Annotated in this window: 24 protein-coding genes, 1 tRNA gene and 1 riboswitch; of the genes, 14 read left to right on the top strand and 11 right to left on the bottom strand. The window is 71.6% G+C overall.

Annotated elements, in window-relative coordinates:
- Nucleotides 1–57 precede the first annotated feature (57 nt).
- The gene (locus tag AB0K67_RS18930) at nucleotides 58–984 is read left to right on the top strand and encodes an iron-siderophore ABC transporter substrate-binding protein (protein ID WP_364061242.1); all 927 of its coding nucleotides are present in this window, start codon (nucleotides 58–60) and stop codon (nucleotides 982–984) included.
- Between the two features lie 108 nt (nucleotides 985–1,092).
- Here AB0K67_RS18930 and AB0K67_RS18925 read toward each other — a convergent pair whose 3' ends face one another.
- The 7 genes from AB0K67_RS18925 to AB0K67_RS18895 form a co-directional block, all read right to left on the bottom strand.
- Nucleotides 1,093–1,863 (bottom strand): MOSC domain-containing protein, encoded by a 771-nt coding sequence (locus AB0K67_RS18925; RefSeq protein ID WP_364061239.1) that lies wholly within the window; start codon nucleotides 1,861–1,863, stop codon nucleotides 1,093–1,095.
- Between the two features lie 139 nt (nucleotides 1,864–2,002).
- The gene (locus AB0K67_RS18920; RefSeq protein WP_364061236.1) at nucleotides 2,003–2,944 is read right to left on the bottom strand and encodes a sigma-70 family RNA polymerase sigma factor; all 942 of its coding nucleotides are present in this window, start codon (nucleotides 2,942–2,944) and stop codon (nucleotides 2,003–2,005) included.
- A gap of 167 nt (nucleotides 2,945–3,111) precedes the next feature.
- A complete protein-coding gene (locus AB0K67_RS18915) occupies nucleotides 3,112–3,798 on the bottom strand; it encodes an SDR family oxidoreductase (RefSeq protein ID WP_364061233.1) in 687 nt (228 codons plus the stop codon).
- A gap of 46 nt (nucleotides 3,799–3,844) precedes the next feature.
- Nucleotides 3,845–4,648 (bottom strand): MurR/RpiR family transcriptional regulator, encoded by an 804-nt coding sequence (locus AB0K67_RS18910; RefSeq protein WP_364061230.1) that lies wholly within the window; start codon nucleotides 4,646–4,648, stop codon nucleotides 3,845–3,847.
- Nucleotides 4,649–4,768: 120 nt separating this feature from the next.
- Nucleotides 4,769–6,475, bottom strand: a complete 1,707-nt coding sequence (locus AB0K67_RS18905; RefSeq protein WP_364061227.1) for an ABC transporter ATP-binding protein — start codon at nucleotides 6,473–6,475, stop codon at nucleotides 4,769–4,771.
- A 413-nt stretch (nucleotides 6,476–6,888) separates the two neighbouring features.
- On the bottom strand, nucleotides 6,889–7,647 hold the full coding sequence (locus AB0K67_RS18900) for a hypothetical protein (protein ID WP_364061224.1): 759 nt from the start codon (nucleotides 7,645–7,647) through the stop codon (nucleotides 6,889–6,891).
- Between the two features lie 121 nt (nucleotides 7,648–7,768).
- Nucleotides 7,769–8,473: an FCD domain-containing protein gene (locus AB0K67_RS18895; protein ID WP_364061221.1), complete on the bottom strand. Its 705-nt coding sequence runs from the start codon at nucleotides 8,471–8,473 to the stop codon at nucleotides 7,769–7,771.
- A gap of 136 nt (nucleotides 8,474–8,609) precedes the next feature.
- Between AB0K67_RS18895 and AB0K67_RS18890 the strand changes: the two genes are divergently transcribed.
- The 7 genes from AB0K67_RS18890 to AB0K67_RS18860 all read left to right on the top strand — a co-directional run bounded on the left by AB0K67_RS18890 (nucleotide 8,610) and on the right by AB0K67_RS18860 (nucleotide 16,018).
- Nucleotides 8,610–9,980 (top strand): glutamine synthetase family protein, encoded by a 1,371-nt coding sequence (locus AB0K67_RS18890; RefSeq protein WP_364061218.1) that lies wholly within the window; start codon nucleotides 8,610–8,612, stop codon nucleotides 9,978–9,980.
- A 9-nt stretch (nucleotides 9,981–9,989) separates the two neighbouring features.
- Entirely contained in the window at nucleotides 9,990–11,333 is a 1,344-nt protein-coding gene (locus AB0K67_RS18885) for an aldehyde dehydrogenase family protein (RefSeq protein ID WP_364061215.1), read from the top strand.
- A 5-nt stretch (nucleotides 11,334–11,338) separates the two neighbouring features.
- Nucleotides 11,339–12,103, top strand: a complete 765-nt coding sequence (locus AB0K67_RS18880) for a 3-oxoacyl-ACP reductase (RefSeq protein ID WP_364061212.1) — start codon at nucleotides 11,339–11,341, stop codon at nucleotides 12,101–12,103.
- A gap of 29 nt (nucleotides 12,104–12,132) precedes the next feature.
- On the top strand, nucleotides 12,133–12,825 hold the full coding sequence (locus AB0K67_RS18875) for a gamma-glutamyl-gamma-aminobutyrate hydrolase family protein (protein ID WP_364061209.1): 693 nt from the start codon (nucleotides 12,133–12,135) through the stop codon (nucleotides 12,823–12,825).
- 65 nt (nucleotides 12,826–12,890) lie between these two features.
- A riboswitch (glycine riboswitch) is annotated at nucleotides 12,891–12,988 on the top strand.
- A 130-nt stretch (nucleotides 12,989–13,118) separates the two neighbouring features.
- Nucleotides 13,119–14,204, top strand: coding sequence for a glycine cleavage system aminomethyltransferase GcvT (gene gcvT, locus AB0K67_RS18870; protein WP_364061206.1), 1,086 nt, complete (start codon nucleotides 13,119–13,121; stop codon nucleotides 14,202–14,204).
- Nucleotides 14,201–14,590, top strand: a complete 390-nt coding sequence (gene gcvH / locus AB0K67_RS18865) for a glycine cleavage system protein GcvH (protein WP_364061203.1) — start codon at nucleotides 14,201–14,203, stop codon at nucleotides 14,588–14,590. Before gcvT ends, gcvH begins: the two co-directional genes overlap by 4 nt.
- A 57-nt stretch (nucleotides 14,591–14,647) precedes the next feature.
- Nucleotides 14,648–16,018 (top strand): L-serine ammonia-lyase, encoded by a 1,371-nt coding sequence (locus tag AB0K67_RS18860; RefSeq protein WP_364061200.1) that lies wholly within the window; start codon nucleotides 14,648–14,650, stop codon nucleotides 16,016–16,018.
- Here AB0K67_RS18860 and AB0K67_RS18855 read toward each other — a convergent pair.
- Both AB0K67_RS18855 and AB0K67_RS18850 read right to left on the bottom strand, forming a co-directional pair.
- Nucleotides 15,999–16,514 carry a hypothetical protein gene (locus AB0K67_RS18855; RefSeq protein WP_364061197.1) on the bottom strand — a complete coding sequence of 172 codons (516 nt, stop codon included), beginning with the start codon at nucleotides 16,512–16,514 and terminating at the stop codon, nucleotides 15,999–16,001. The two genes, AB0K67_RS18860 and AB0K67_RS18855, sit on opposite strands and share 20 nt — an antisense overlap.
- A gap of 106 nt (nucleotides 16,515–16,620) precedes the next feature.
- A complete protein-coding gene (locus AB0K67_RS18850) occupies nucleotides 16,621–17,220 on the bottom strand; it encodes a DUF6286 domain-containing protein (protein ID WP_364061394.1) in 600 nt (199 codons plus the stop codon).
- Between the two features lie 137 nt (nucleotides 17,221–17,357).
- On the opposite strand from AB0K67_RS18850, the gene AB0K67_RS18845 reads away from it, so the two are divergent.
- On the top strand, nucleotides 17,358–18,551 hold the full coding sequence (locus tag AB0K67_RS18845; RefSeq protein WP_364061194.1) for an amino acid deaminase/aldolase: 1,194 nt from the start codon (nucleotides 17,358–17,360) through the stop codon (nucleotides 18,549–18,551).
- 49 nt (nucleotides 18,552–18,600) lie between these two features.
- On the opposite strand, the gene AB0K67_RS18840 is transcribed toward AB0K67_RS18845, so the two are convergent.
- Nucleotides 18,601–18,930 carry a DUF3618 domain-containing protein gene (locus AB0K67_RS18840; protein WP_364061191.1) on the bottom strand — a complete coding sequence of 110 codons (330 nt, stop codon included), beginning with the start codon at nucleotides 18,928–18,930 and terminating at the stop codon, nucleotides 18,601–18,603.
- 178 nt (nucleotides 18,931–19,108) lie between these two features.
- Between AB0K67_RS18840 and bcp the strand changes: the two genes are divergently transcribed.
- A complete protein-coding gene (gene bcp, locus AB0K67_RS18835) occupies nucleotides 19,109–19,582 on the top strand; it encodes a thioredoxin-dependent thiol peroxidase (RefSeq protein WP_364061188.1) in 474 nt (157 codons plus the stop codon).
- A gap of 209 nt (nucleotides 19,583–19,791) precedes the next feature.
- Nucleotides 19,792–19,864, top strand: a tRNA-Leu gene (locus AB0K67_RS18830).
- Between the two features lie 55 nt (nucleotides 19,865–19,919).
- On the opposite strand, the gene AB0K67_RS18825 is transcribed toward AB0K67_RS18830, so the two are convergent.
- Nucleotides 19,920–20,390 (bottom strand): hypothetical protein, encoded by a 471-nt coding sequence (locus AB0K67_RS18825; protein ID WP_364061185.1) that lies wholly within the window; start codon nucleotides 20,388–20,390, stop codon nucleotides 19,920–19,922.
- A 164-nt stretch (nucleotides 20,391–20,554) separates the two neighbouring features.
- Here AB0K67_RS18825 and AB0K67_RS18820 point away from each other — a divergent pair, with 164 nt between their 5' ends.
- From AB0K67_RS18820 to AB0K67_RS18810, 3 genes are all read left to right on the top strand, one after another.
- Nucleotides 20,555–21,772 (top strand): histidine kinase, encoded by a 1,218-nt coding sequence (locus AB0K67_RS18820; RefSeq protein ID WP_364061182.1) that lies wholly within the window; start codon nucleotides 20,555–20,557, stop codon nucleotides 21,770–21,772.
- Nucleotides 21,769–22,452: a response regulator transcription factor gene (locus AB0K67_RS18815; RefSeq protein ID WP_364061179.1), complete on the top strand. Its 684-nt coding sequence runs from the start codon at nucleotides 21,769–21,771 to the stop codon at nucleotides 22,450–22,452. Before AB0K67_RS18820 ends, AB0K67_RS18815 begins: the two co-directional genes overlap by 4 nt.
- Before the next feature lie 121 nt (nucleotides 22,453–22,573).
- Nucleotides 22,574–23,326 carry an ABC transporter ATP-binding protein gene (locus AB0K67_RS18810; RefSeq protein WP_364061176.1) on the top strand — a complete coding sequence of 251 codons (753 nt, stop codon included), beginning with the start codon at nucleotides 22,574–22,576 and terminating at the stop codon, nucleotides 23,324–23,326.
- The last annotated feature ends 1 nt before the right edge of the window (nucleotide 23,327 follow it).

The following is a 23,327-nucleotide window of genomic DNA, read 5'->3' as shown; positions in this document are numbered from 1 at the left end:
GGCGATATCGATCGTGAGATACTTAGGGTAGCCTTACCTAACGATCAAGGAACGCCCATGCGCCTCCGCTTGGCCATCGCCGCCATGCTGCCCGTTCTGGCCCTCGCCGCCTGCGGCACCTCCACCGCGTCGCAGGATGCGGGCCCCACCCGTACCGTCGAACACGCCATGGGTGAGACGAAGGTCCCCATGGCGCCGAAGCGGGTCGTCGTGCTCGACACCGACAAGCTCGACTCGATGGTCTCGCTCGGCCTCGCCCCCGTGGGGGCCGCCCAGGCCCAGGAGAACCAGACGTGGCCCGATTACCTCGGCTCCGCCCTGGCGAACACCAAGCCCGTCGGCACCCTTCAGCAGCCCAACATCGAGGCCATCATGGCGCTGAAGCCCGACCTGATCCTCGGCTCGAAGTTCCGCCAGGCTGCCTTCTACGACAAGCTCTCCAAGATCGCCCCGACCGTGTTCACCGAGCGGGTCGGCATCACCTGGAAGGAGAACTTCCTGCTCGACGCCGAGGCGCTGGGCAAGAAGGAGCAGGCGCAGCAGCTCCTGTCGGCGTACGAGGCCAGGGCCAAGGAGATCGGAGCCAAGTACTCCGAGCTGCAGGTCAGCATCGTGCGGTTCATGCCGACCGAGATCCGCATGTACGGGCCGCAGTCGTTCAGCGGCATCGTCCTCGAGGACGCCGGCATCCCCAGGCCCGAGGTCCAGCAGCTCAAGGACCAGGAGGACCGGCGCTTCGGCAAGCTGAGCCAGGAGAACATCGCCAAGGCCGACGGCGACGCGATCTTCTACACCGCGTACGGCGAGAACGCCGCCAAGGCGCAGGCCGAGGTCACCGGCGGGCCGCTGTGGAAGAACCTCAAGGCGGTCAAGTCGGGCAACGCCCACAACGTGGACGACGAGATCTGGATGACGGGCATCGGCGTCACCGCGGCCGGCAAGATCCTCGACGACCTCGACAAGTACCTCGCCCCGCTGGCCTGACCTCCCAGCCCCGGCCACTTCGGGCACCCGGCCCGTGACAAGGCCCGGCCGCTCGGAAGGCCCCGGCCGCTCGTGCGTGAGCGGCCGGGCGCGCGCCGAGGACCCGGCTCACACCACGGTGACCGGGTCGCCCACCCTGATGCGGCCGGGGCGGGTCACCCGGGCGTACACGCCCGCGCACGGCTGCGGCTCCATGCCGAACACCGGCACCCTGTTGTGCCTGGCCACGGTGCGCAGCGCGTCGGTGTCGCGCTCCAGCGCGCCGTGCGCGAGCGTCGGCACCGCGCAGCGCGGGGTGGCCACGATGACGTGCAGCTCCACCTCGTCGCCGACGCGCAGCCGCCGCTCCACCCAGCCGTTCTCGACGAACCCCTCGTCCCCGTCATCTTCGGTGGCGATCACCAGGTTGGGCCGGTAGCGCTCGGCCTCGACGTGCCCGCGCGGCCCGAGCGCGCCGATCCTGGCGAGCGCGGAGGTGGTGATCAGGTGCACGGGGGCGAAGTCGAAGAACGTGCCCTCGGGAGCGCCCGCCCCGACCGGGCTCACCGTGTACGGCACCTCCGCCTCGATGCCCTCGGCCAGCACCTGCTCGGGCACAGATCGCAGCATCTCGGCACCCTCGGGCGGCACGTCGATCAGCCGCACCTCGCGCCCGAGCAGCTCCGACAGCTCCGCGTCGCCGGGCGCCCGCGCGCCTTCGAGGGTGAGCAGCCGCCGCCACAGCCGCGGGTTCTTCGCGCTGGCGATCTTGCCGGTGGCCACGTCGAGCACCGCTCGCGCCCGGTCGCCGGCCAGCCCCCGCTCGGTCACCTCGGTCTCGGCGAGCTCCTCGCCCAGCATCGACTTCACCGGATAGCGCCGCAGGGTCTCGACATGCATGGCGAAAAGCCTAGGGCCCGCCGGCGCCCTCCCCCTAGGGGCGCCGGCGGGCCCTGAGTCCCTGATGCCGGGCGGCCGTCCTCCCTGGCGGGCCACCGTCGGCTGAGCCTGACGGACGGCCCTCTGCGGCGGGCGGCCGTCAGGCGGCCGCCGTGGCCATCTTGCGCAGCCGCGCCAGCGCGTCGCGCTCGATGCGGCGGGCGCGGTCGCGGCCGATGCCGTAGCGCTCGCCCACCTCGGTGAGCGTGTGCTCGCGCCCGTCGACCAGGCCGTAACGCCAGCGCAGCATCTCGCTGGTCGGCCCCTCGAGCCCGGTGAGCCACTGGTCGAGCCGCTCGCGCTCCAGGATGTCGATCGCCTGCTGCTCGGGATCGGCCCACGTCTCGTCGGCGATCATGTCGCCGAGCTCGGTCTCGTCCTCGTCACCTACGCCGAGCTGCAACGACACCGGGTCGGACGCCCAGCGCCGCAGCTCGCGCACCCGCTCGATCGGCAGGTCGAGAATGCCGGCGAGGTCGTCGTCGGTCGGCTCCATGTCGAACTCGGCCAGCATGTCGCGCCTGACCCGCATCAGCCGGGTCATCTGCTCGCCCGCGTGGGTCGGCAGCCGCACCGGCCGCGCCTGCTCATGGATGGCACGCCCGACGGCCTGCCTGATCCACCACGTGGCGTAGGTCGAGAACTTGTAGCCCCGCCGGTAGTCGAACTTCTCCACCGCCCGCACCAGGCCCAGGTTCCCCTCCTGGACCAGGTCGATCAGCGGCATCCCACGGCCTGAGTATTTCCTGGCCACCGCCACCACCAGGCGCAGGTTGGCCTGAATGAACTCCTCCTTCGCCCGCCGGCCGGATATCGCCAGCCGTTCGAGCTCCTCGTCGGCCGCGTCTCCGATGCGCGGCTCCGTGCCCCCGCTGTCGAGCAGCTGCTCGGCGAACAGGCCCGCCTCGATCCTCTTGGCGAGCTCAACCTCTTCCTCCGCCGTGAGCAGCGGGACCCGGCCGATCTCGGCCAGGTAGGTCCCCAGCAGATCGCGCTCGGCGATGTGCTGCTCCTGCGTGCGACTCCCCGTAGGCCTTGCCATCCCCAGGCACCTCGTTCCGCAGCTGCGTTCTATACCCGGGCAACGTCCGGCCACGTGCAAAGATTCCCTAAAGCACTACGCCTGCGGGAGGGTTCTGCATGTCCTCCTCAAGGAGGAGACCGCAGTGAAACGCCTGGTGAACACGGGGGAGGACGGGCGCGCCCCGGTCAGTTGACCGGACCGCCCCTGGGCCGCACGGTCAGCTCGGTGAGGTGGGCGTCGGGCCCTGCGGTGATGGCGGCCACGATGGCCCGCGCCACGGTCTCCGGCGTGAGGTAGCGCTCCGGCTCGAACTCGCCGCCCTCGTACTCCCGCACGCCGCGCTGCATGTCGGTCGCGGTCCTGCCCGGGTAGACGGTGGTGACCCTGAGCAGGGGCTCCTCCAGCCGCAGCGCGTCGGCGAACGCCTTGAGCGCGAACTTGCTGGCCGCATACGACGCCCAGTGAGGGTTGGCCCGCTGCCCCGAGCCTGAGTTGACGCACACCACGTGCCCCTCGGCCTGCCTGAGCGCGGGCAGCAGCAGCCTGGTCAGCTCGGCGACGGCGACGACGTTCACCTCGTACGTGCGCCGCCACGCGTCGGCGCTCTGGTCGGCGATGCGGCCGAGGGTGGCGACGCCCGCGCTGTGCACGAGCACGTCGAGCCGGTCGATGCCCGCGACGTCGGCGGCCGTCACCTTCGTCAGCTCCACCGGCCACGGCCGTGCCCCGGGCAGCTCGGCGGCGAGCGCGGCCAGCGCCCGCTCGTCACGGCCGCCGAGCAGGACGTCGTGGGTGGGGGCGAGGGCCCGCGCGACGGCCGCGCCGACCCCTCGGGAAGCGCCGGTGACCAGCGCCTTCGGTCGTTCAGTCATAGCGGCAGCTTATTGACCTTGGCCGCCCCGCCTGTACGAGGACGGCTCAGGCCGGGTCGGGGGTGCGGAAGGTGCCGGTCTCCTCGGCCATCCGGTCGTACTCCTCAAGCCTGGCCCGCGTCCGCAGCGGCACCGCCTCGGCCATGGCCTCCACCAGCGCCATGGCGAGCGCGAGCGGCGCGGCGTGCGAGTTGAAGACCAGCCCGTCGCCCACGGGCGCGTCGAGCACGACCTCGGCGGGCAGGCCGGCCCTGTCGGTGATGGCGGCGACCCGCAGGCCGAGCTTGGCGGCGTACTCGAGCGCGTCCAGCGTCTCGGCCGGGTAGCGCGGCAGCACCACGGCCACCACCCACTCGGCCCCCGCCCGCTGGGCCGCGTGCAGCCCTTCCGCCAGCTCGGAGCCGCCGTGGACGAGCAGCCGCACGTCGGGGTGTATGCGGCGGGCGTAGTAGGCGAACGTGGTGGCGAGCCCGCACGAGGCGTGCAGGCCCAGCACGGGCAGCGGCTCGGTGGCGGCGAGGTGCTCGCCCAGCTCCTTGATCGGGAAGGCGGACAGGCGTTCCCTGACCGTGACGAGGTTGCGGATCTCGCAGTCGATGGCCCCGCGCAGCAGGCTCTCGTGCGGCGTCTCCGGGCCCCCGCCGAGCACGAGGGGGCGCAGCGCCTGGCGCAGCTCGGGGTATCCGGCGAAGCCCAGCACCATGGCGAAGCGGGTCACCGAGGGCTGGCTGACCCCGGCCCGCTCGGCCAGCTCGACGCTGGACAGGAAGATCGCCTCATCCAGGTGCTCGCTGAGGTAGTCGGCGATCCTGTGCTGAACGGGGGACAGCCTCCGGCCGTCCAGCAGCATGTCAAGCCCACCGCGAAATCCGTCCGCCACGCAACGTGCAACGCACGAGACCCGCCGTTCTCATCCCGCCCACCAGCGGCAAAAGGCGTCGCAGGTCACGTTTGTGCTGCTCAGCGGCTTTCAACTGGCCAGGAACTGGGTGGCGGCCAGCTCCCGGTAGAGCTCGTCCTCGCCCACCAGCTCGTCGTGGCGGCCGACCGCGCGTACGGTGCCGCCCTCCATCACCACGATCCGGTCGGCGCCCGTCACCGTGGAGAGGCGGTGCGCGATGACCAGCACGGTGGTCTCCGCCGCGACCTCGGCGATGACCTCGCGCAGCCGCAGCTCGTTGACCGCGTCGAGCTGCGAGGTGGCCTCGTCGAGCAGCAGCAGCCTGGGCTTGCGCAGCAGCGCCCTGGCGATGGCCACGCGCTGCCGTTCGCCGCCCGACAGCAGCACGCCGCGGTGGCCGACCGGGGTCTCCAGCCCGTCGGGCAGCCGCGCCACGAGGTCGTCGAGGCGGGTGCGCGCGATGACGGAGCGCAGCTCGTCCTCGGTGGCGTCCTGGGCGGCGAACAGCAGGTTCTCGCGCAGCGTGCCGGCCAGGACGGGGGCGTCCTGCTCGACGTAGCCGAGCGCGGCGCGCAGCTCGCCGAGCGGCCAGTCGCGGATGTCGCGGCCGCCCACCAGGATCCGCCCGTCTTGGTGGTCGTAGAAGCGTTCGAGCAGCGCGAACACCGTGGACTTGCCCGCTCCCGACGGGCCGACGAGCGCGGTCAGCCCGCCCGCGGGCACCTCGAAGGTGACGCCGTTGTGCACGATCGGCCGGTCGTCGCCGTAGCGGAAGACGACGTCGCGGAACTCCACGCCGATCGGCGTGCTCTCCTCGTGCGGGACGACTCCGGCGGGCTCGGCCGGCAGGTCTTCGATCTCCTTGATGCGCTTGAGCGCGGCCAGGCCCTGCTGTAGCTCGACCCCGCCGTTGACGAGCTGCCCGATCGGCGCCACCAGGTAGAACAGGTAGAGCAGGAACGCGATCAGCGACGAGACCTCGAGCGCGCCCGACGCGACCCGCGCGCCGCCGACGGCCAGCACGGCGAGGAACGCGATCTGCACGGTCATCCACGTCGCCACCCCTGCGAGCGACGTCCAGCCGGCGACCTGCAGCCCGCGGTCGCGGGCGCGCGCGGCCGCCCCTGCGACCTCGGCGATCTCCCGCTCCTCCGCGCCGCTGGCCTTGACCGTCCGGTACGCCTGCAGCGCCCGGTCCAGCACGGCGCCCATCTCGCCCACGGCCTCCTGCGCCTGCGCCTGCGCCCGCTGGATGCGCGGCATGATGAGCGCGACCAGCCCGCCGATCAGCACCACGACGAGCAGCGTGACCAGCAGCAGCACGCCGTCCATCGCGGCCATCAGCACGATCGCGCCGACCAGCATGAACGCCGAGCCGATCGAGTCCACCACGCCGTTGGTCAGCACCGAGCGCAGCAGCGTCGTGTCACCGGTCACCCGCGACAGCAGGTCGCCGGGCTTGAGCCGGTCCACGTCGGCCACCCTGAGCCGCAGCATGCGGTCCACGAGCCTGCGCCGGGCGCCGAGCACGATGCCCTCGCCGGTGCGCTCCATCAGGTAGCTGCCGCCGGCCGAGACGGCGGCTCCGATCACCACCGCGATGGTCAGCCCGAGTAACGGCCCCGCCATGGAGGCGTTCCTGCCGAAGGCGTCCACGACGTACTTGGCCAGCAGCGGCATGGCGAGGCCCGCCGCCGAGCCGATCAGGCCGAGCAGCCCGCCGACGACGAGGATCTTCCGGTGCGGACGGAGGTAGGCGAGCAACTCCTTGACCACCGCAGCTCCTTTCACGACATTTCTCGACTCGCCCAACGAACGGGACCGCGCGATCCGCACCCGGGCACAGCAGTCAACTTAAATTGACGACCTGAGTATGTCAACTTTGGTTGACACTCCTCCTTGAGGAGGAGGCGGCGGACGATTCCTGCGGCCTTCCCGAGATCCCGAGATCACCGTCGTCCTATGAACCGCCCCAGACGCCCTGTCTCCTCCGCCGCGCCACGAACGGCGCCCAAGCGCCCAGCCTCCACCGCCAGAGGCGTCTTCAGCGGAGACACGCAGGCGCCCCCGCCGAAGACGCCCACCCGCCGCAGCCTCAACGCCCGCGAGGCAGCGGCTGAAGCGTCCAGAGCGAGGCGGGATACGGGGTGCTCGTGGGGTGCGGCCCTAGAACACGTTCCAGCGAGAGCTCAGAGGGCCGAGCGGCGGGTGCGGCGGCTGGAGGGAAGGTCGTGGCGGCCGGACAGAAACTCCTGGAACGCGATTTTCGCCCGGATGACCGGCCGCCGCCACCGCTCTTCCCGGTGCACGGCCTTGGCGAGCTTGCGCGGCGAGCGTTCGACGATGAACCAGCGCGCCCACGGCGACCCCGGCCGCGCCAGCCTGATGGCGCCGACGAGCAGCATGGGCGGCACGAACAAGCCCGCCATCCCCGTCCAGATCTTGCCCTTGAGCAGGGTGATGACGGCGAGCACCAGGTTGGCCACGATGAGCGCGGCGGGGTTGATGACGGGCGGGCCGTAGTCCCAGGTGAGGGGGCGCAGGCCGATGAGCAGCAGGCCGCTGACGGCGATCGCGATGAAGACGGCGTCGACCGAGGTGCGGCCCTCTTCCTCCCAGTAGACGTCGTGCAGGTGCAGGATGAGCGCGAACTCGTCGAGCACGAGGGCGGAGCCGACGCCGAAGATGGAGGCGGCGACCGCGGTGCCGACCTGGGAGCCGGGCGAGACGATGAGCGTGACGCCGCCGATCAGCATGAGGATGACGCCGAACACCACGTGGTGGATGTGCATCTCGCCCACGGTGAAGTTGCGGAACCAGCCGACCTTCGCCCTGATCAGGCGGACGTTGATGCGGGTGGCGATGAACGCCACGATGAGCATGACGAAGTAGCAGAACAGCGGAAGCCGTCCTGTGGCGACGATGCTGTGTTGAAACCAGTTCCCCATGGCTCTCGCCATCGATGGTACGAGCCGTGCGGGACCGTCGCGCCCGCCCTGCTCTCACGCCGGAAAGCCCGCCGTACCCGCACACACCGGCCGTACCCGCACAGGGGAGCAGGCCAGGACCTCACGCCAGGAAACCGCGCAGCAGCGCGGCCGTGCCCTCCAGGTGCTCGGCGACGGCCCGTCCGGCGGCTTCCGGGTCGCCGGCGAGTATGGCGTCCACGATGGCCCGGTGCTGGACGGCGGCGTGGTCGAGGTTGACCTGGAGCATGGGGATGGCGTTGAGCAGGTCGCTGACCCGGGAGCGGGCGTCGGCGCAGGCGGCGGCGAGCAGGCCGGAGCCGGTCAGCTCGGCGATGGACAGGTGGAACGCGGTGTCGAGGCGGCGGTAGTCGTCGAGCCCGGCCGCGTTCAGCTCGTCGAGCCTGCGCAGCAGCAGCTCGCGCTTGGCGGCGTCGAGCTCGGAGGCGGCGAGCACCTGCGCGGCGCCGCTCTCGACGGCGAGCCGGAAGGTGAGCGCGTCGGCCAGCTCGCCGGGCCCCATCGCGTTGACGGCCTGGCGGGCGGTGCCGGCGTCGGGCTCGGGCGGCCGGTACGTGACGAACGCCCCGCCGTACCGGCCCCTGCGGACGTCGAGGTAGCCGGCGTCGGACAGCGCCCTGATCGCCTCGCGCAGCGTCACCCTGCTGATGCCGAGCCGAACGGCCAGCTCGCGCTCCGGCGGCAGCTTGCCGCCCGGCGGGACGACGCCGAGCTTGATCGCCTGGAGCAGCCGCTCGACCGTCTCCTCGAAGGCGTTGCCCGCCCTGACCGGCCGCAACACCGTCATCAAACGCGCCGACTCGTCCAACGTGTCCTCAGGCCTTGACAAGCGATCCCACGATGCACCTCAATGGTCTGAGACTAGCCCAATCGGCGAATGAGCGCGTCAGGCCAGGTCAGAGCCCAGTGAGGAGCGGCATAGCGTGAGCGATGGAGCGAGCAGCGGGTTCCTGTCCGTGGCCGAGCTGCGCGACGAGGTCGCCGCCGGCCGGATCGACACCGTGCTCCTCGCGATCGCCGACATGCAGGGCAGGCTGCAGGGCAAGCGGCTGTCGGCGCGCTACTTCCTCGACGAGGTGCTGCAGCACGGCTCCGAGGGCTGCAACTACCTGCTGGCCGTCGACGTCGACATGAACACCGTCCCCGGCTACGCCATGTCGTCCTGGGACAGGGGCTACGGCGACTTCGTCATGAAGCCCGACCTGAGCACGCTGCGCCGCATCCCGTGGCACGAGGGCACCGCCCTGCTGATGGCCGACCTGGCCTGGGAGGACGGCTCGGAGGTGACCGCCTCGCCGCGCCAGATCCTGCGCCGCCAGCTCGCCCGGCTGGCCGAGCGCGGACTGGCCGCGTACGTGGGCACGGAGCTGGAGTTCGTGATCTACGACAACAGCTACGAGGACGCCTGGAAGCGCGCGTACCGCGACCTGACCCCCGCCAACCTCTACAACGTCGACTACTCGCTGCTCGGCACCGCCCGTGTGGAGCCGCTGCTGCGCAGGATCCGGCGCGAGATGGAGGGCGCGGGCCTGTACGTCGAGTCCGCCAAGGGCGAGTGCAACCTCGGCCAGCACGAGATCGCCTTCCGCTACGCCGAGGCGCTGGCGACCTGCGACAACCACGTCATCTACAAGACGGGGGCCAAGGAGATCGCCGCCCAGGAGGGCCGGTCGATCACGTTCATGGCCAAGCCGAACCAGCGTGAGGGCAACTCCTGCCACATCCACATCTCGCTGCGCGGTCTGGACGGCGAGCCGGTGATGGCGGGCGAAGGTCCGCACGGGCTCTCCCAGCTCGGCGCCCGCTTCGTGGCCGGGCAGCTCGCCTGCATGCGTGAGCTGACCCTGCTGTACGCGCCCAACATCAACTCCTACAAGCGTTTCGTGCCCGGCAGCTTCGCCCCCACGGCGCTCAAGTGGGGCGTGGACAACCGCACCTGCTCGCTGCGCCTGGTGGGCCACGGCCTGTCGCTGCGGGTGGAGAACCGCGTGCCGGGCGGCGATGTGAACCCGTACCTGGCGGTGGCGGCGCTGATCGCGGCGGGCCTGCACGGCATCGACGAGGAGCTGCCGCTGGAGGAGCCGTACGCGGGCAACGCCTACACCTCGGGCGCGGAGACCGTGCCGCTGACGCTGCGCGACGCGCTGGCCGCGTTCGAGGGGTCGAAGCTGGCCAAGGACTGGTTCGGCGAGGACGTGGTCGAGCACTACGCGAACAACGCGCGCGTGGAGCTGGCCGCGTTCGACGCGGCGGTGACGGACTGGGAGATGTTCCGTGGTTTCGAGCGCATGTGACGGGGGCGCATGAAGATCATCAATCCGGCCACGGAGGAGGTCCTGGCCGACGTCGAGCTCGCCGACGCCGCCGAGGTCGACCGGGCCGTGGAGCGTGCCACGAAGGCGTACGCGGGCTGGCGCGCGGTGGCGCCGGGCGACCGGGCGCGGCTGCTGCGCAGGTTCGCCGAGGTGGTGGACGCGCACGGCGCGGAGCTGGCCGAGCTGGAGCTGGCCAACGCCGGTCATCCGATCGGCGGCGCCCGCTGGGAGGCGGGCGCGGTACGCGACGTGCTGCACTTCTACGCGGCCGCCCCCGAGCGCCTGCACGGCAGGCAGATCCCGGTGCCGGGCGGCGTGGACATCACCTTCCACGAGCCGCTGGGCGTGGTCGGGGTGATCGTGCCGTGGAACTTCCCGATGCTGATCATGTCGTGGGGCGTGGCGCCCGCGCTGGCGGCGGGCAACACGGTGATCGTCAAGCCGGCCGAGTGGACCCCGCTGACCGCCCTGAGGCTGGCCGAGCTGGCCCTGGAGGCGGGCCTCCCCGAGGGGGTGCTCCAGGTGCTGCCCGGGGCAGGGGAGGTCGCGGGCGCCCGCCTGGTCGAGCACCCCGGCGTACCCAAGATCGTCTTCACCGGCTCGACCGAGGTGGGCAAGGAGATCGCGGCCAAGGCCGCGCGCCACGTCAAGCGGGTCACGCTGGAGCTGGGTGGCAAGTCGGCCAACATCGTGTTCGCGGACGCGGACCTGGAGAAGGCCGCGGCGACGGCGCCGTACGCGGTGTTCGACAACGCCGGGCAGGACTGCTGCGCCCGCTCCCGCCTGCTCGTCCAGGCGAGCGTGTACGACGAGTTCATGGCCCTGCTCGCCCCCGCCGTGCTCGGCGTCAAGGTCGGCGACCCGCGCGACGAGGCCACTGAGATGGGCCCGCTCATCAGCGCCGAGCACCTGGCCCGCGTGGCGGGCTTCGTCGAGGGCACCCCCTACCTGCAGGGCTCCTGCCCCGAGGGCAAGGGCTTCTGGTTCCCGCCCACCGTGCTGACCCCCGAAGTCACCGACCGGGCGTTCACCGAGGAGATCTTCGGGCCCGTGGTGTCGGTGGCCAGGTTCGACGACGAGGCCGACGCCGTGCGCATCGCCAACGACACCCCGTACGGGCTGAGCGGCTCCATCTGGACCCGCGACGTGGGGCGGGCGCTGCGCGTGGCCAGGGCGGTCGAGTCGGGCGCGCTGTCGGTCAACTCACACTCGTCGGTCCGCTACTGGACCCCGTTCGGCGGCTTCAAGCAGTCCGGACTCGGCAGGGAGCTCGGCCCTGACGCCCTGGCGGCGTTCACCGAGGTCAAGAACGTCTTCATCGCAACGGAGTGACGCGGATGCAGCGCTTGCAGGATCGGGTGGCGGTCATCACGGGGGCGGCGAGCGGGATCGGGCTGGCCACGGCCCGGCGCTTCGCCGAGGAGGGCGCCAGGGTGGTCTGCGCGGACATCGACGAGGACGCCGGCGCCAAGGCCGCGAGCGAGGTCGGCGGCCTGTTCGTACGGGCCGACGTGACCCGCGAGGACGACGTGATCCGCATGTTCGCCACCGCGCACGAGACATACGGCAGCGTGGACATCGCCTTCAACAACGCCGGCATCTCGCCGCCCGACGACGACTCGATCCTGGAGACCGGCCTGGAGGCCTGGCGGCGGGTCCAGGAGGTGAACCTGACCAGCGTCTACCTGTGCTGCAAGCACGTCATCCCGTACATGCGGCGGCAGGGCAAGGGCTCGATCATCAACACGGCCTCGTTCGTCGCGGTCATGGGGTCGGCGACCTCGCAGATCTCCTACACCGCCTCCAAGGGCGGCGTGCTGGCGCTGTCGCGGGAGCTGGGCGTGCAGTTCGCCAGGGAGGGCATCAGGGTGAACGCGCTGTGCCCCGGCCCGGTGAACACGCCGCTGCTGCAGGAGCTGTTCGCCAAGGACCCGGAGCGGGCGCAGCGGCGGCTGGTGCACGTGCCGATCGGCCGCTTCGCCGAGGCGTCGGAGATCGCGGCGGCGGTGGCGTTCCTGGCCAGCGACGACGCGTCGTTCATCACGGCCAGCGAATTCCTGGTGGACGGCGGCATCTCCGGCGCGTACGTCACACCGCTGTAAGAGGGGGCGCGGGTCTAAGGGGGCACGCCATGCGGCGTCCGGTCATCGGCATCACCTGTTACGTCGAGCAGGCCACGTTCACGGTGTGGCGGGACACGCCCGCCGCGCTGCTGCCGCATGCGTACGTGGAGAAGGTGGCGGCGGCGGGCGGGCAGCCGGTCGTGCTGCCGCCGGCCGGTGAGCCCGCCGCGCTCGTGGACCGGCTCGACGGGCTCATCCTGGCGGGCGGCGGCGACATCGACCCGGCCAGGTACGCCGCGACGCCGCACGAGCGCACCGGCTACGTGCGGGAGTTCCGCGACGCGGCCGAGTTCGCGCTGCTGCGCGCCGCGCTCGACGCCGGCCTGCCCTACCTGGGCATCTGCCGGGGTCTCCAGGTGCTGAACGTGCTGCTCGGCGGCAGCCTGCACCAGCACCTGCCGGACGTCGTGGGCCACACCGGCCACTGCCCGGGTCCCGGCCGTTTCGGCGACCTGCCGGTCACGCCCGTGCCCGGCTCGCGGCTGGCCAAGGCCCTGGGTGCGGAGCCGCTGCCGGTCCCCCACTACCACCACCAGGCCGTGGACCGTCTCGCGCCCGGCCTGGCGGTCACCGCGACGGCGGCGGACGGCACGATCGAGGCGGTGGAGCTGGACCGGGACGCCCTCACGATGGCCGTGCAGTGGCACCCGGAGGTGGCGGCCGACCCGAAGCTCTTCGAGGCGCTGGTGGCGGCCTGCTGAACCCTCGCCGGACGGCGAACGCGACAAGACCCCCATAACACCACTAGGCTGGCGGGCATCACCGATGAAACCGTGCGGGAGAGTGCCCTGACAGCCGGTCAGGGCCCCTGAAGGAGCAAGCCCTCCCCGCGAACCTCTCAAGGCAAAGGACCGCACGGCTACGGTGTCTCTGGAAAGCAGGCCCTCGGGGCCTCGCCGAAGGTGAAAGTCCGGCAAAAGTCGGGCGAAGCTCTCAGGCACCGATGACAGAGGGGGAGGATGCTGGCATCCACTCCTGTCCTGAGGTGCGACCAATGTCCCGACCGACACCGCTCCGAGACGTTCACGAGAGCCTCGGCGCCACCCTGACCGACTTCGCCGGCTGGCTCATGCCGCTCCGGTACGGCAGCGAGTCCGCCGAGCACCGCGCCGTCCGCGAGGCGGCCGGGCTGTTCGACCTGTCGCACATGGGCGAGATCTTCGTCACCGGCCCGCAGGCCGCCGAGGCCCTCGACTACGCGCTCGTCGGCCACCTGTCGGCGCTGGCCGTCGGCCGGGCCCGCTACACCATGATCGTCAACGAGCGCGGCGGGGTGCTCGACGACCTCATCGTCTACCGCCTCGGCGACGAGGAGTTCATGGTCGTCGCCAACGCCTCCAACTACGAGAAGGTCGCCGCCGAGCTGACCGGGCGCGCCAAGGCGTACGACGCGGTCGTCGAGGACCGCTCCGACCAGTACGCGCTGATCGCCGTCCAGGGCCCGCGCTCGCAGGAGATCCTGGCCACGCTCACCGACGCCGACCTGGACGGGCTCAAGTACTACGCCGGCCTGCCCGGCACCGTGGACGGCCGCAAGGCCCTCATCGCCCGCACCGGCTACACCGGCGAGGACGGCTTCGAGCTGTTCATCCACAACGCGGACGCCGTCCCGCTCTGGCACGCGCTCACGGCCGCGGGCGAGCCGCACGGGCTCAAGCCGGCGGGCCTGTCCGCCCGTGACACTCTCCGCCTGGAGGCCGGCATGCCGCTGTACGGCAACGAGCTGACCGCGGAGCTGACCCCGTTCGACGCGGGGCTCGGCAGGGTGGTGAAATTCGACAAGCCCGGTGACTTCGTCGGCCGGTCCGCGCTGGAGGCGGTCAAGGACGACCAGCCCAGGCGCAGGCTCGTCGGCCTGGTCGCGCGGGGCCGCCGGGTGCCGCGCCACGGTTACCCGGTGACCCGAGACGGCGCGGTCGTCGGCGAGGTCACCAGCGGTGCGCCTTCCCAGACTCTGGGCAAGCCCATCGCGATGGCCTACGTGGACAGCGGCGCCGATTCTGGCCTGGCTGTGGACATCCGGGGCAGCCATGAACCTGTGGACCTGGTCGAGCTGCCCTTTTACAGGAGGAACAAGTGAGCAACATCCCTGACGACCTGAGCTACACCAAGGAGCACGAGTGGGTGCGCGGCGTCGAGGACAGCGTCACCGTGACCGTCGGCATCACGGACTTCGCCGCCGAATCCCTTGGTGACGTCGTCTACGTGCAGCTCCCGGAGGTCGGCAGCAACGTCGAGCCGGGTGACTCCGTCGGCGAGGTGGAGTCGACCAAATCCGTGAACGAGGTCTACACGCCGGTCGGCGGCGAGATCGTCGAGGTGAACCAGGCGGTCGTGGACGACCCGAGCCTGGTCAACAGCGACCCGTACGGCGAGGGCTGGATGTTCAAGGTCCGCGTGGAGGGCGACCCCGAGGACCTGCTCTCGCCTGAGGAGTACGCCGCGCTCACCGCGGGCGACTCCTGACCCACCCGCCGGGGCCCGCGCGGCCGGGCCCCGGCCCTTCATGAAAGGCGCACATCAATGGCGATCAGCGTCTTCGACCTGTTCAAGATCGGCATCGGCCCGTCGAGCTCGCACACCGGCGGCCCGATGGCCGCCGCGCACAAGTTCGCCCGCGGCCTGCACCAGGACGGCCTGCTCGACCAGGTGGCCCGCGTGGAGGTCATCCTGTACGGCTCGCTGGGCCTGACCGGCAAGGGCCACGGCAGCGACAAGGCCGTCCTGCTCGGCCTGTCGGGCGACAAGCCCGAGCTGGTCGACGTGGACACCGTGGACGCCCGCATCGCCGCCATGCGCGAGTCGGGCACCGTCACGCTCTTCGGCGTCCGCGAGATCCCCTTCGTCGTCGGCGAGCACCTCGTCTTCGAACGCAAGATCACGCTGCCCGAGCACCCTAACGGCATGTGCTTCACCGCCTGGTCGGAGTCGGGCGAGCGGCTGCGGGAGAAGGTCTACTTCTCCGTCGGCGGCGGCTTCGTGGTGGACGAGCAGGCCACCGGCGCCGACCGCATCAAGCCGGACGACACCGTGCTGCCGTACCCGTTCAGCACCGCCGAGGAGCTGCTCAAGCACTGCTCGGCCACCGGCCTGTCGATCTCCGCGCTGATGCTGGAGAACGAGAAGGCGTTCGGCCGCACCGAGGACGAGATCAGAAGCGGCCTGATGAACCTCTGGCGGGTCATGTCGGAGTGCGTCGCGCGCGGCATCTCCAAGGAGGGCGTGCTGCCCGGCGGGCTGAAGGTCAAGCGCCGGGCCAACCAGCTCCACCGCCGCCTGCAGTCAGAGCCGCCCGACCCGTTGCAGGCGATGGACTGGGTGACGCTGTTCGCGCTGGCCGTCAACGAGGAGAACGCGGCCGGCGGCAGGATCGTCACCGCCCCCACCAACGGCGCCGCCGGCATCATCCCGGCCGTGCTCACCTACTACACCCGCTTCGTCCCCCACGCCGACGACGACGGCGTCATCCGTTTCCTGCTGACGGCGGGCGCGATCGGGGTGCTGTTCAAGCAGAACGCCTCGATCTCCGGCGCCGAGGTGGGCTGCCAGGGCGAGGTCGGCTCGGCCTGCTCGATGGCCGCCGCCGGGCTCACCGAGGCCCTGGGCGGCACGCCCGAGCAGGTGGAGAACGCCGCCGAGATCGGCATCGAGCACAACCTGGGGCTGACCTGCGACCCGATCGGCGGCCTGGTGCAGATCCCGTGCATCGAGCGCAACGCGGTGGCCTCCAACAAGGCCATCACCGCGGCGCGGATCGCGCTGCGCGGCGACGGCCGCCACTTCGTCTCGCTCGACCGGGCGATCAAGACGATGCGCGACACCGGCCGCGACATGCTCGACAAGTACAAGGAGACCTCGCGCGGCGGCCTCGCGGTCAACGTGATCGAGTGCTGACCTGACGCCGTACGTGGAGCCGGACCACGGCCGGGCACTCGTCGTCGCGGACCTCGCGCCGGATCCGGCCCACGATGTCCTGGTCGAGCTTGCTCACGATCGCGCCGACGTCGGCGGCGGCCGGGCAGGTCAGGCCGATGCGCAGGCCGTCGGCGGCGACCCGGACGCCGGCCCTGCCCAGCCCGTCCACGCCCTTGAGCCCGACGAACAGCATCGCGGTGCCCGTGCCGTTGTGGCTGCCGCGGCGGCCCCAGCCGAGGCTGAGCAGCAGCCAGCGCAGCGCGAGCAGGGTCAGCAGCAGCAGGCCGAACGCGACGAACCACAGCGGCCACGGGCTCTCGGCGAGCGACTTGCGCACGCCGGTGGGCAGCACCTTCGCGCCCGGCGGCAGGTCGAAGAAGCGGTCCTGGCCGCGCAGCCACGCGTACGCGCCGAGTGCCAGCAGGATCGCCCCGACGACGGCGAGTCCCACACGGTTGCCTGCGTATTGGCGCATCAGACGGCCCTCCCGCTGCCTGCGTACCGACCGCTGCCTACGTACCGGCCGCCGCCTGCGAACCGGCCGCCGCCTGCGAACCGACCGCCGTCTGCGAACCGGCCCATCACGCGGCCCTCCTGCGCAGGCGGACCACGACCTCGCAGGTGGTCAGCGTGCCGACGCCGGCCAGGCGGTCGCCCACGACGGCGCCGACCTGCCTGAGCATCTGGCCCGAGCTCTCCCCGCTCGTCATGACCGTCACCTCGATCGTGCGGCGGCGCAGCCGGACGCTCGCCCGCTCCACGCCGTTCACCTGCTGGGCCGCCGCGCGCAGGGTGCGGCGCAGCCCCGAGCGGGTGATGCCGATGACGATGAGCGGGTCGTTCGTCTCCACCGGCACCAGCCGTGGACGGCCTGGCACGATCGCGAGCACCAGCAGGAGCGCGCCCGCCCCCGCCAGGGCCAGCGCGAGTGTCTCCAGCTCCGGCCAGGTGCTCCGGCCGGCCAGCTCGATCAGCTCGTTGACCGGCACCCAGCCGAGCGGCGCGCCGAGCAGCGCCGCGACCACCTCGGCCGTGGTCGCCCCGAGCCCGGTCGCCAGCGCGAGCGCCACCAGGGCGCCCGGGACGGTACGCGCCGGCCGCAGTGCCCTGGTCGCCCTGCGCAGCCCGGTGTTCCGCGGGGCGACGACGGTACCGGGCAGGAGCTGCTGAAGCGTGGTCATCACACCGACAGACGTACATGGAGGGCGCCCGGCCCACACCGCGCCCTCGCCGCCGGTTTGCCCGATCATTACGGGGACGAAGATCAACGCGAACAAGCCTCATATTCTTTTGCCCGATATGCGGTTACGCTGCCGTTATGGATCACCGGCAGCGTTACGACCGGGCCACCGCCGGCCTCGAACCGCCGTTCGCGCTCCTCGACCTCGACGCCCTGCGGGCCAACGCCGCCGACCTCGTACGCCGTGCCGCGGGCAAGCCCGTCAGGGTGGCCAGCAAGTCCGTACGGTGCAGGGCGGTCCTCGACCGCGTGCTCGCCATGGACGGCTTCCAAGGGCTGATGGCCTACACGCTGCCCGAGGCGCTCTGGCTGGCCGGGCACGGCCACACCGACATCCTCCTCGCCTACCCCACCGCCGACCGGCAGGCCCTGGCCGCCCTGGCGGCGGATCCCAAGGCCGCCGCGAGCATCGCCGTCACCATCGACTCGGCCGCCCACCTCGACTACATCGAGGCCGCCGTCTCCGGTGTCCGGCCGCGCGCCGAGATCAAGCTCTGCCTCGACATCGACGCCTCCTACGTCGCCCTCGGCGGCAGGTTCAGGGCCGGCGCGCTGCGCTCCCCCATCCGCGAGGCCGAGCAGGCCGCCGAGCTCGCCGCGCGCATCGCCAAGCGTCCTGGCTTCCGGCTGGCCGGGTTGCTGGCGTACGAGGCGCAGATCGCCGGGGTCGGCGACGACCCGCCGGGCAGCGCCGTCTACGCCCGGCTCATCAGGCTCATGCAGGCGCTGTCCGCCAGGGAGCTGGTGCTGCGCAGGGGCAGGATCGTCAACGCCGTACGCCAGGTCGCCGACCTCGAATTCGTCAACGGCGGCGGCACCGGCTCCGTCGAGCGGACCGTACGCGAGAAGGCGGTCACCGAGGTGGCCGCGGGCTCCGGGCTCTTCCATCCCCGGCTGTTCGACTTCTACCGGGGCTTCACCGGGCGGCCCGCCGCGCTCTTCGCGCTCCCCGTGGTCCGCCGCCCCGCCAGGGACGTCGTCACCGTGCTCGGCGGCGGTTACATCGCCTCAGGCCCCACCGGGCCCAGCCGGGCGCCGCAGCCGTATCTGCCCGCCGGGCTGCGCTACGCGCCCGACGAGGGCGCGGGCGAGGTGCAGACCCCGCTGCTCGGCCAGGCGGCCGAGGAGCTGCGGATCGGCGACCGGGTGTACTTCAGGCACGCCAAGGCGGGCGAGCTGTGCGAACGGTTCGACGCGCTGCACCTGGTCGAGGGTGACACGCTGGTGGAGTCGGTGCCGACGTACCGGGGCGAGGGCCGCACCTTCCTCTGACCGTCCCCAGAGCACCCTCTGACCACCCTCTGACCGCCCGCGTGCCGGGTCAGCGGCGCTTGCGGCGGCGCATGAGGACGATGGCGGCCCCGACGACCAGCACCGCGCCGATCCCGATCAGCACCGGTCCCAGGTCGGGCTGCTCGTCCTCCCACATCTGGCCGGCGTCGTCGCCGGGCTGCGCCGGCCGTGCCGTCACCCCCAGCGCGTCGCCGACCGCGGCGACGAAGTGACCTGCCCTGCTCTTGACGTCGGCGACCGTGCGCTCGGCGACCCTCTTGGGGCTCACCCGGTCGGCGATGGCGTCGACCGTCCGCGCCAACTCCGCGCGCGTCCGCGCGATCTGCCGCTCCAGCTCGTCGGGATCGGTGTCGGCCATGGCTCTCCTTTCGACCGTACGCGTGCCCTCGCGGCGGGCCCGTCCGTTCTGGTCGTGATCAGTCTGTCAGGTCGGCGCACCGGACGGCACGGCGACCGTAGCGTACGGTGAGCCGGGCGACGCGGCGGGGCCGGTAGGTTGAGCCGGTAAGTTGGCGGCAGGAATTCAGGAGGGCCAAGTGACCGAAACCAAGCTCGCGCCCGGCGACGCCGCACCCGAGTTCACGCTCCCCACCGCCGACGGCGCCACCGTCTCGCTCGGCGACTACCGCGGCAAGCGCGTGATCCTCTATTTCTACCCCGCCGCGATGACCCCCGGCTGCACCAAGCAGGCGTGCGATTTCCGCGACAACCTCGACCAGCTCACCGCCGAGGGTTTCGTCGTTCTCGGCGTGTCGAAGGACAAGCCGGAGAAGCTGGCCAAATTCGCCGAGCGCGACGCGCTGACCTTCCCCCTGCTGTCCGACCCCGAGCTGGCCGTCCATAAGGCCTACGGCGCCTACGGCACGAAGAAGCTGTACGGCAAGGAGGTCGTGGGCGTGATCCGCTCGACGTTCGTCATCGACGGCGACGGGAAGATCGAGCAGGCGCTCTACAACGTGAAGGCCACGGGCCACGTGGCCTCGCTCAAGAAGAAGCTCGGCCTGGCCTGACACCCCGCCCCCGCGGCGGCCCCGGAACGGTCCCGCGCGCTCTCAGGCGCGCGGAGGCGAGGCTTGGAGCGACGTAATTCGCGCTATAAAGCCGGGCACGAGCAGGGCGCCGGACACGGGCGCAGGCGGTAAGATTGGCGGCACGCGGCACTTCCCGTGCCCGAATTGTCATTTCCCGACCGAAACTCGCGGGGCATGGCAATGGCAAAGGGGTCGTAGCCCAATGGCAGAGGCGCAGTCTTTAGGTGGCTGTTAGTGTGGGTTCGAATCCCACCGGCCCTACAAACGATTGGGTTTTCCACGCCCCGACCGGCCGCGGCCCCCGTCACATCGCCGGTCAACCGGTGAAGGTCTGCCGGGGCTCATCCGCGTCAGGGGCCGACGGCAGCCGCGGCAGGCGCGGCGGCTGCGGCACGGTGCAGCGCACCTCTTCGCCGCTCTCCCAGCAGGTCGGCTTCGGCGGCTTGGGGATCACCAGGCTCCCGTTCCCGAGCCAGTGCGGCGTGCCGTACCAGACGCCGAACCTGCCGGGAGGCATCGCGTCAGTGACCGCGGCGACGGTGAAGCCGCCGATCAGGACCCCCGCGAGCAGGCCGGCGAGGCCGACGCCGACGATCCGCCGGCGCCTGGCACGGCCGCTCTCGTCAGGCGTCTCCCAGGCCGCCATCGGCTGCGTGGGCGGGATGTCGGCGTACGGCTGATCCGCACGTTCGCCGTATTTCAGCTGCCAGTCCTGCCACTCAGGGTTCGGGCCGCGCGGCGCTTCCTCATCACCGCGCGGCCCGGCGTAGCGATCATGATCCGCCATCACGATCTCCCTTTACTCGCCCCGCAGGGGCGCTCCCGATAGGGAGGATGCCAAAGCCCCCGTAAGCCGCCCGTAAGCCGCCCGATCATGTCAGACCTGGGTCGTACCCGCACTTCACCCTTGAGGCGGACAGAAGCCAGAAAACGCCTGCATATCGTGATGTTGTGTTCGGCAGGGTGCGGGAGTGGTCGCGACACCACGAGAAGCTGGCCAACGCCCTCTGGGCGAGCCCTCTGGCGCTGTTCTGCGTTCTGAGCGCGTTCGCCAGCCGCGGTGCGGGCACCTCGGACGGCGGCGCGGTGCCCGGCCTGGGCGGTTACCTGGGCCTGACGGCGCTCCTGCTGCTGCCGCTGCTGTGGCGGCACCGGCCGGTGCTGTCGTTCGCGGCGATCGCGCTGGTCAGCTTCGGTCAGTGGCTGGCCGGCCTGGCCCCGATGCCCGCCAATCTGGCCGTGCTCGTCGCGCTTTACGCGGTGGCCTACCGGTGCCGCTTCCGCTGGGCGATGGCGGCCTGCCTGGTGGCCGAGCTGGGCGTCGCGATGGTCATGATCAACTGGGACGATCCGGGTCTCGGCCTGTTCTTCAGCAGCTCGATCTTCGTGGTGACGATCTGGCTGAGCGGCCTGTACGCGAGCACCCGCCGCCGCTACCTGGAGAGCCTGGAGGAGCGCGCGGAACGCGCCGAGCGCGAGCGTGACCAGCAGGCGCGGATGGCCGCGGCGGCCGAGCGGGCCAGGATCGCCAGGGAGCTGCACGACGTCGTGGCCCACAACGTCAGCGTGATGGTGGTGCAGGCCGACGGCGCGGGCTACGCCCTCGACACCGACGTCGAGCAGGCCCGTACGGCCGTCAAGGCCATCTCCGCCACCGGCAGGGCCGCGCTGGCCGAGATGCGCAGGCTGCTCGGCGTGCTGCGCAAGACCGAGGACGACTCGCAGGAGGCAGAGCCGGGAAAGGCAGCGTCGGAAAGAGCAGGGGCCGCCGACTACTACCCGCAACCCGGCCTGGCCCAGCTCGACGAGCTGGTGGCGACGTTCGCGGTGCCTGCCACGCTGCGGGTCTCCGGTGATCCCGCGCGGCTGCCCGAGGGGCAGCAGCTCGCCGTCTACCGCATCGTCCAGGAGGCCCTGACGAACGTGCTCAAGCACGGCGGGCCGGGTGCGAGCGCCACCGTCGAGATCGACGTGAGCGGCGGCGACGTGCAGGTCCGGGTGACCGACGACGGCAGGGGCGCCGCCGCGTCGCACGCCGGCGGCGGCCACGGGCTGATCGGCATGCGCGAGCGGGCCGGCATGTACGGCGGCGCGGTCTCGGCGGGCCCGCGGCGGGGCGGCGGCTTCGAGGTGGTGGCCAGGCTGCCGCTGGCGAGGGAGGCGGCGTGATCAGGGTGATGCTGGTCGACGACCAGGAGCTGCTGCGCGCGGGCTTCAAGATGGTGCTCGGGGCGCAGCCGGACATCGAGGTGGTGGCGGAGGCCGGAGACGGCGCGGCGGCCCTGGAGCTGCTCCAGCGGGTCGAGGTGGACGTGGTGCTCATGGACGTCCGCATGCCGGGCATGGACGGCGTCGAGGCCACCCGGCTGATCAGGGGGCCGAAGGTGCTCATCCTCACCACGTTCGACCTCGACGAGTACGCCTTCGCGGCGGTCAAGGCGGGCGCGGCCGGGTTCCTGCTCAAGGACGTGCCCCCTGCCGACCTGGTCAGCGCGATCCGGGTGGTGCACGCGGGCGAGTCCGTGATGTCGCCGAGCACGCTGCGCCGCATGCTGGACCGCTTCGCCGAGCACCTGCCCGACGGTCAGGCGCCGCCGGAGGCCGCCTCCCTGACGCCGCGCGAGCGCGAGGTGCTGCTCATGGTGGCGCGCGGCCTGTCCAACGCGGAGATCGCGGCCCGCCTGGAGGTGGCCGAGGCGACGGTCAAGACGCATCTGGGCCGGGTGCTGGCCAAGCTGGGGCTGCGGGACCGGGCGCAGGCCGTCGTGTACGCGTACGAGGCCGGCCTGGTCGTGCCCGCCCACGGGTCCGGTCAGAACGCCCCGCAGCCGCCGTCACATCGGCCATAAGTCTGACCGGGGTCATCTGGCGGCGCAGGTGAAATCCCTCCTCAAGGCCCACGAGACGGGACTTTTCCGCTCCTAGCGTTGGTCGCGTTCGGCATCCGTGACCTGCGATCGAGGAGTGAACGTGACGCTCACCGAGACCCGGCGGCGCGCGCCCGCCGCCGTGGTGGCAACCGAACTGACCAAGGTGTACGGCGAGGGCGACGCCCGGGTCCACGCCCTGCGCGGGGTCACCGTGTCCTTCGAAACGGGGGCGTTCACCGCGATCATGGGCCCGTCGGGGTCCGGCAAGTCGACGCTGATGCACTGCCTGGCCGGGCTCGACGCGGCCACGTCCGGCACCGTGCACATCGGCGACGTCGAGCTGACGGGGCTGAGCGACCGGCAGCTCACGCTGCTGCGCCGCGAGCGGATCGGCTTCATCTTCCAGGCGTTCAACCTGCTGCCCACGCTGACCGCCGAGCAGAACATCCGGCTGCCGCTGGACATCGCGAGCCGCCAGGCCGACGAGGCGCTGTTCGAGCGGGTCATCGACACCGTCGGGCTGCGCGAGCGGCTCTCGCACCGGCCCGCGCAACTGTCCGGCGGGCAGCAGCAGCGGGTGGCGGTGGCCAGGGCGTTGATGAGCAAGCCCCAGGTGATCTTCGCGGACGAGCCGACCGGGAACCTGGACTCGCGCAGCGGCGCGGAGGTGCTGGCGTTCCTGCGCTCGTCCGTACGCGAGCTGGGCCAGACGATCGTCATGGTCACCCACGACCCCGTGGCGGCCTCGTACGCCGACCGCGTGGTGTTCCTGCGCGACGGCGAGCTGGTGACCGAGGTCACCGCCCCGACGCCGCAGTCCGTGCTGGACACGCTCGTCCGGCTGGAGGCGTGAG

The organism is Nonomuraea sp. NPDC052634, assembly GCF_040678535.1.
Lineage (GTDB): Bacteria > Actinomycetota > Actinomycetes > Streptosporangiales > Streptosporangiaceae > Nonomuraea > Nonomuraea fastidiosa.
The sequence above is the reverse complement of the archived record's forward strand: the minus strand, read 5'-3'. Positions and strand labels throughout refer to the sequence as shown.

Coding starts and splice junctions, on each gene's coding strand:
- AB0K67_RS18930 (WP_364061242.1), top strand. CDS start 58: ATGCGCCTCCGCTTGGCCATCGCCGCCATGCTGCCCGTTCTGGCCCTC.
- AB0K67_RS18925 (WP_364061239.1), bottom strand. CDS start 1,863: ATGCATGTCGAGACCCTGCGGCGCTATCCGGTGAAGTCGATGCTGGGC.
- AB0K67_RS18920 (WP_364061236.1), bottom strand. CDS start 2,944: ATGGCAAGGCCTACGGGGAGTCGCACGCAGGAGCAGCACATCGCCGAG.
- AB0K67_RS18915 (WP_364061233.1), bottom strand. CDS start 3,798: ATGACTGAACGACCGAAGGCGCTGGTCACCGGCGCTTCCCGAGGGGTC.
- AB0K67_RS18910 (WP_364061230.1), bottom strand. CDS start 4,648: ATGCTGCTGGACGGCCGGAGGCTGTCCCCCGTTCAGCACAGGATCGCC.
- AB0K67_RS18900 (WP_364061224.1), bottom strand. CDS start 7,647: ATGGGGAACTGGTTTCAACACAGCATCGTCGCCACAGGACGGCTTCCG.
- AB0K67_RS18895 (WP_364061221.1), bottom strand. CDS start 8,473: ATGACGGTGTTGCGGCCGGTCAGGGCGGGCAACGCCTTCGAGGAGACG.
- AB0K67_RS18885 (WP_364061215.1), top strand. CDS start 9,990: ATGAAGATCATCAATCCGGCCACGGAGGAGGTCCTGGCCGACGTCGAG.
- AB0K67_RS18880 (WP_364061212.1), top strand. CDS start 11,339: ATGCAGCGCTTGCAGGATCGGGTGGCGGTCATCACGGGGGCGGCGAGC.
- AB0K67_RS18875 (WP_364061209.1), top strand. CDS start 12,133: ATGCGGCGTCCGGTCATCGGCATCACCTGTTACGTCGAGCAGGCCACG.
- gcvT (WP_364061206.1), top strand. CDS start 13,119: ATGTCCCGACCGACACCGCTCCGAGACGTTCACGAGAGCCTCGGCGCC.
- AB0K67_RS18860 (WP_364061200.1), top strand. CDS start 14,648: ATGGCGATCAGCGTCTTCGACCTGTTCAAGATCGGCATCGGCCCGTCG.
- AB0K67_RS18855 (WP_364061197.1), bottom strand. CDS start 16,514: ATGCGCCAATACGCAGGCAACCGTGTGGGACTCGCCGTCGTCGGGGCG.
- AB0K67_RS18850 (WP_364061394.1), bottom strand. CDS start 17,220: ATGACCACGCTTCAGCAGCTCCTGCCCGGTACCGTCGTCGCCCCGCGG.
- AB0K67_RS18845 (WP_364061194.1), top strand. CDS start 17,358: ATGGATCACCGGCAGCGTTACGACCGGGCCACCGCCGGCCTCGAACCG.
- AB0K67_RS18840 (WP_364061191.1), bottom strand. CDS start 18,930: ATGGCCGACACCGATCCCGACGAGCTGGAGCGGCAGATCGCGCGGACG.
- AB0K67_RS18825 (WP_364061185.1), bottom strand. CDS start 20,390: ATGGCGGATCATGATCGCTACGCCGGGCCGCGCGGTGATGAGGAAGCG.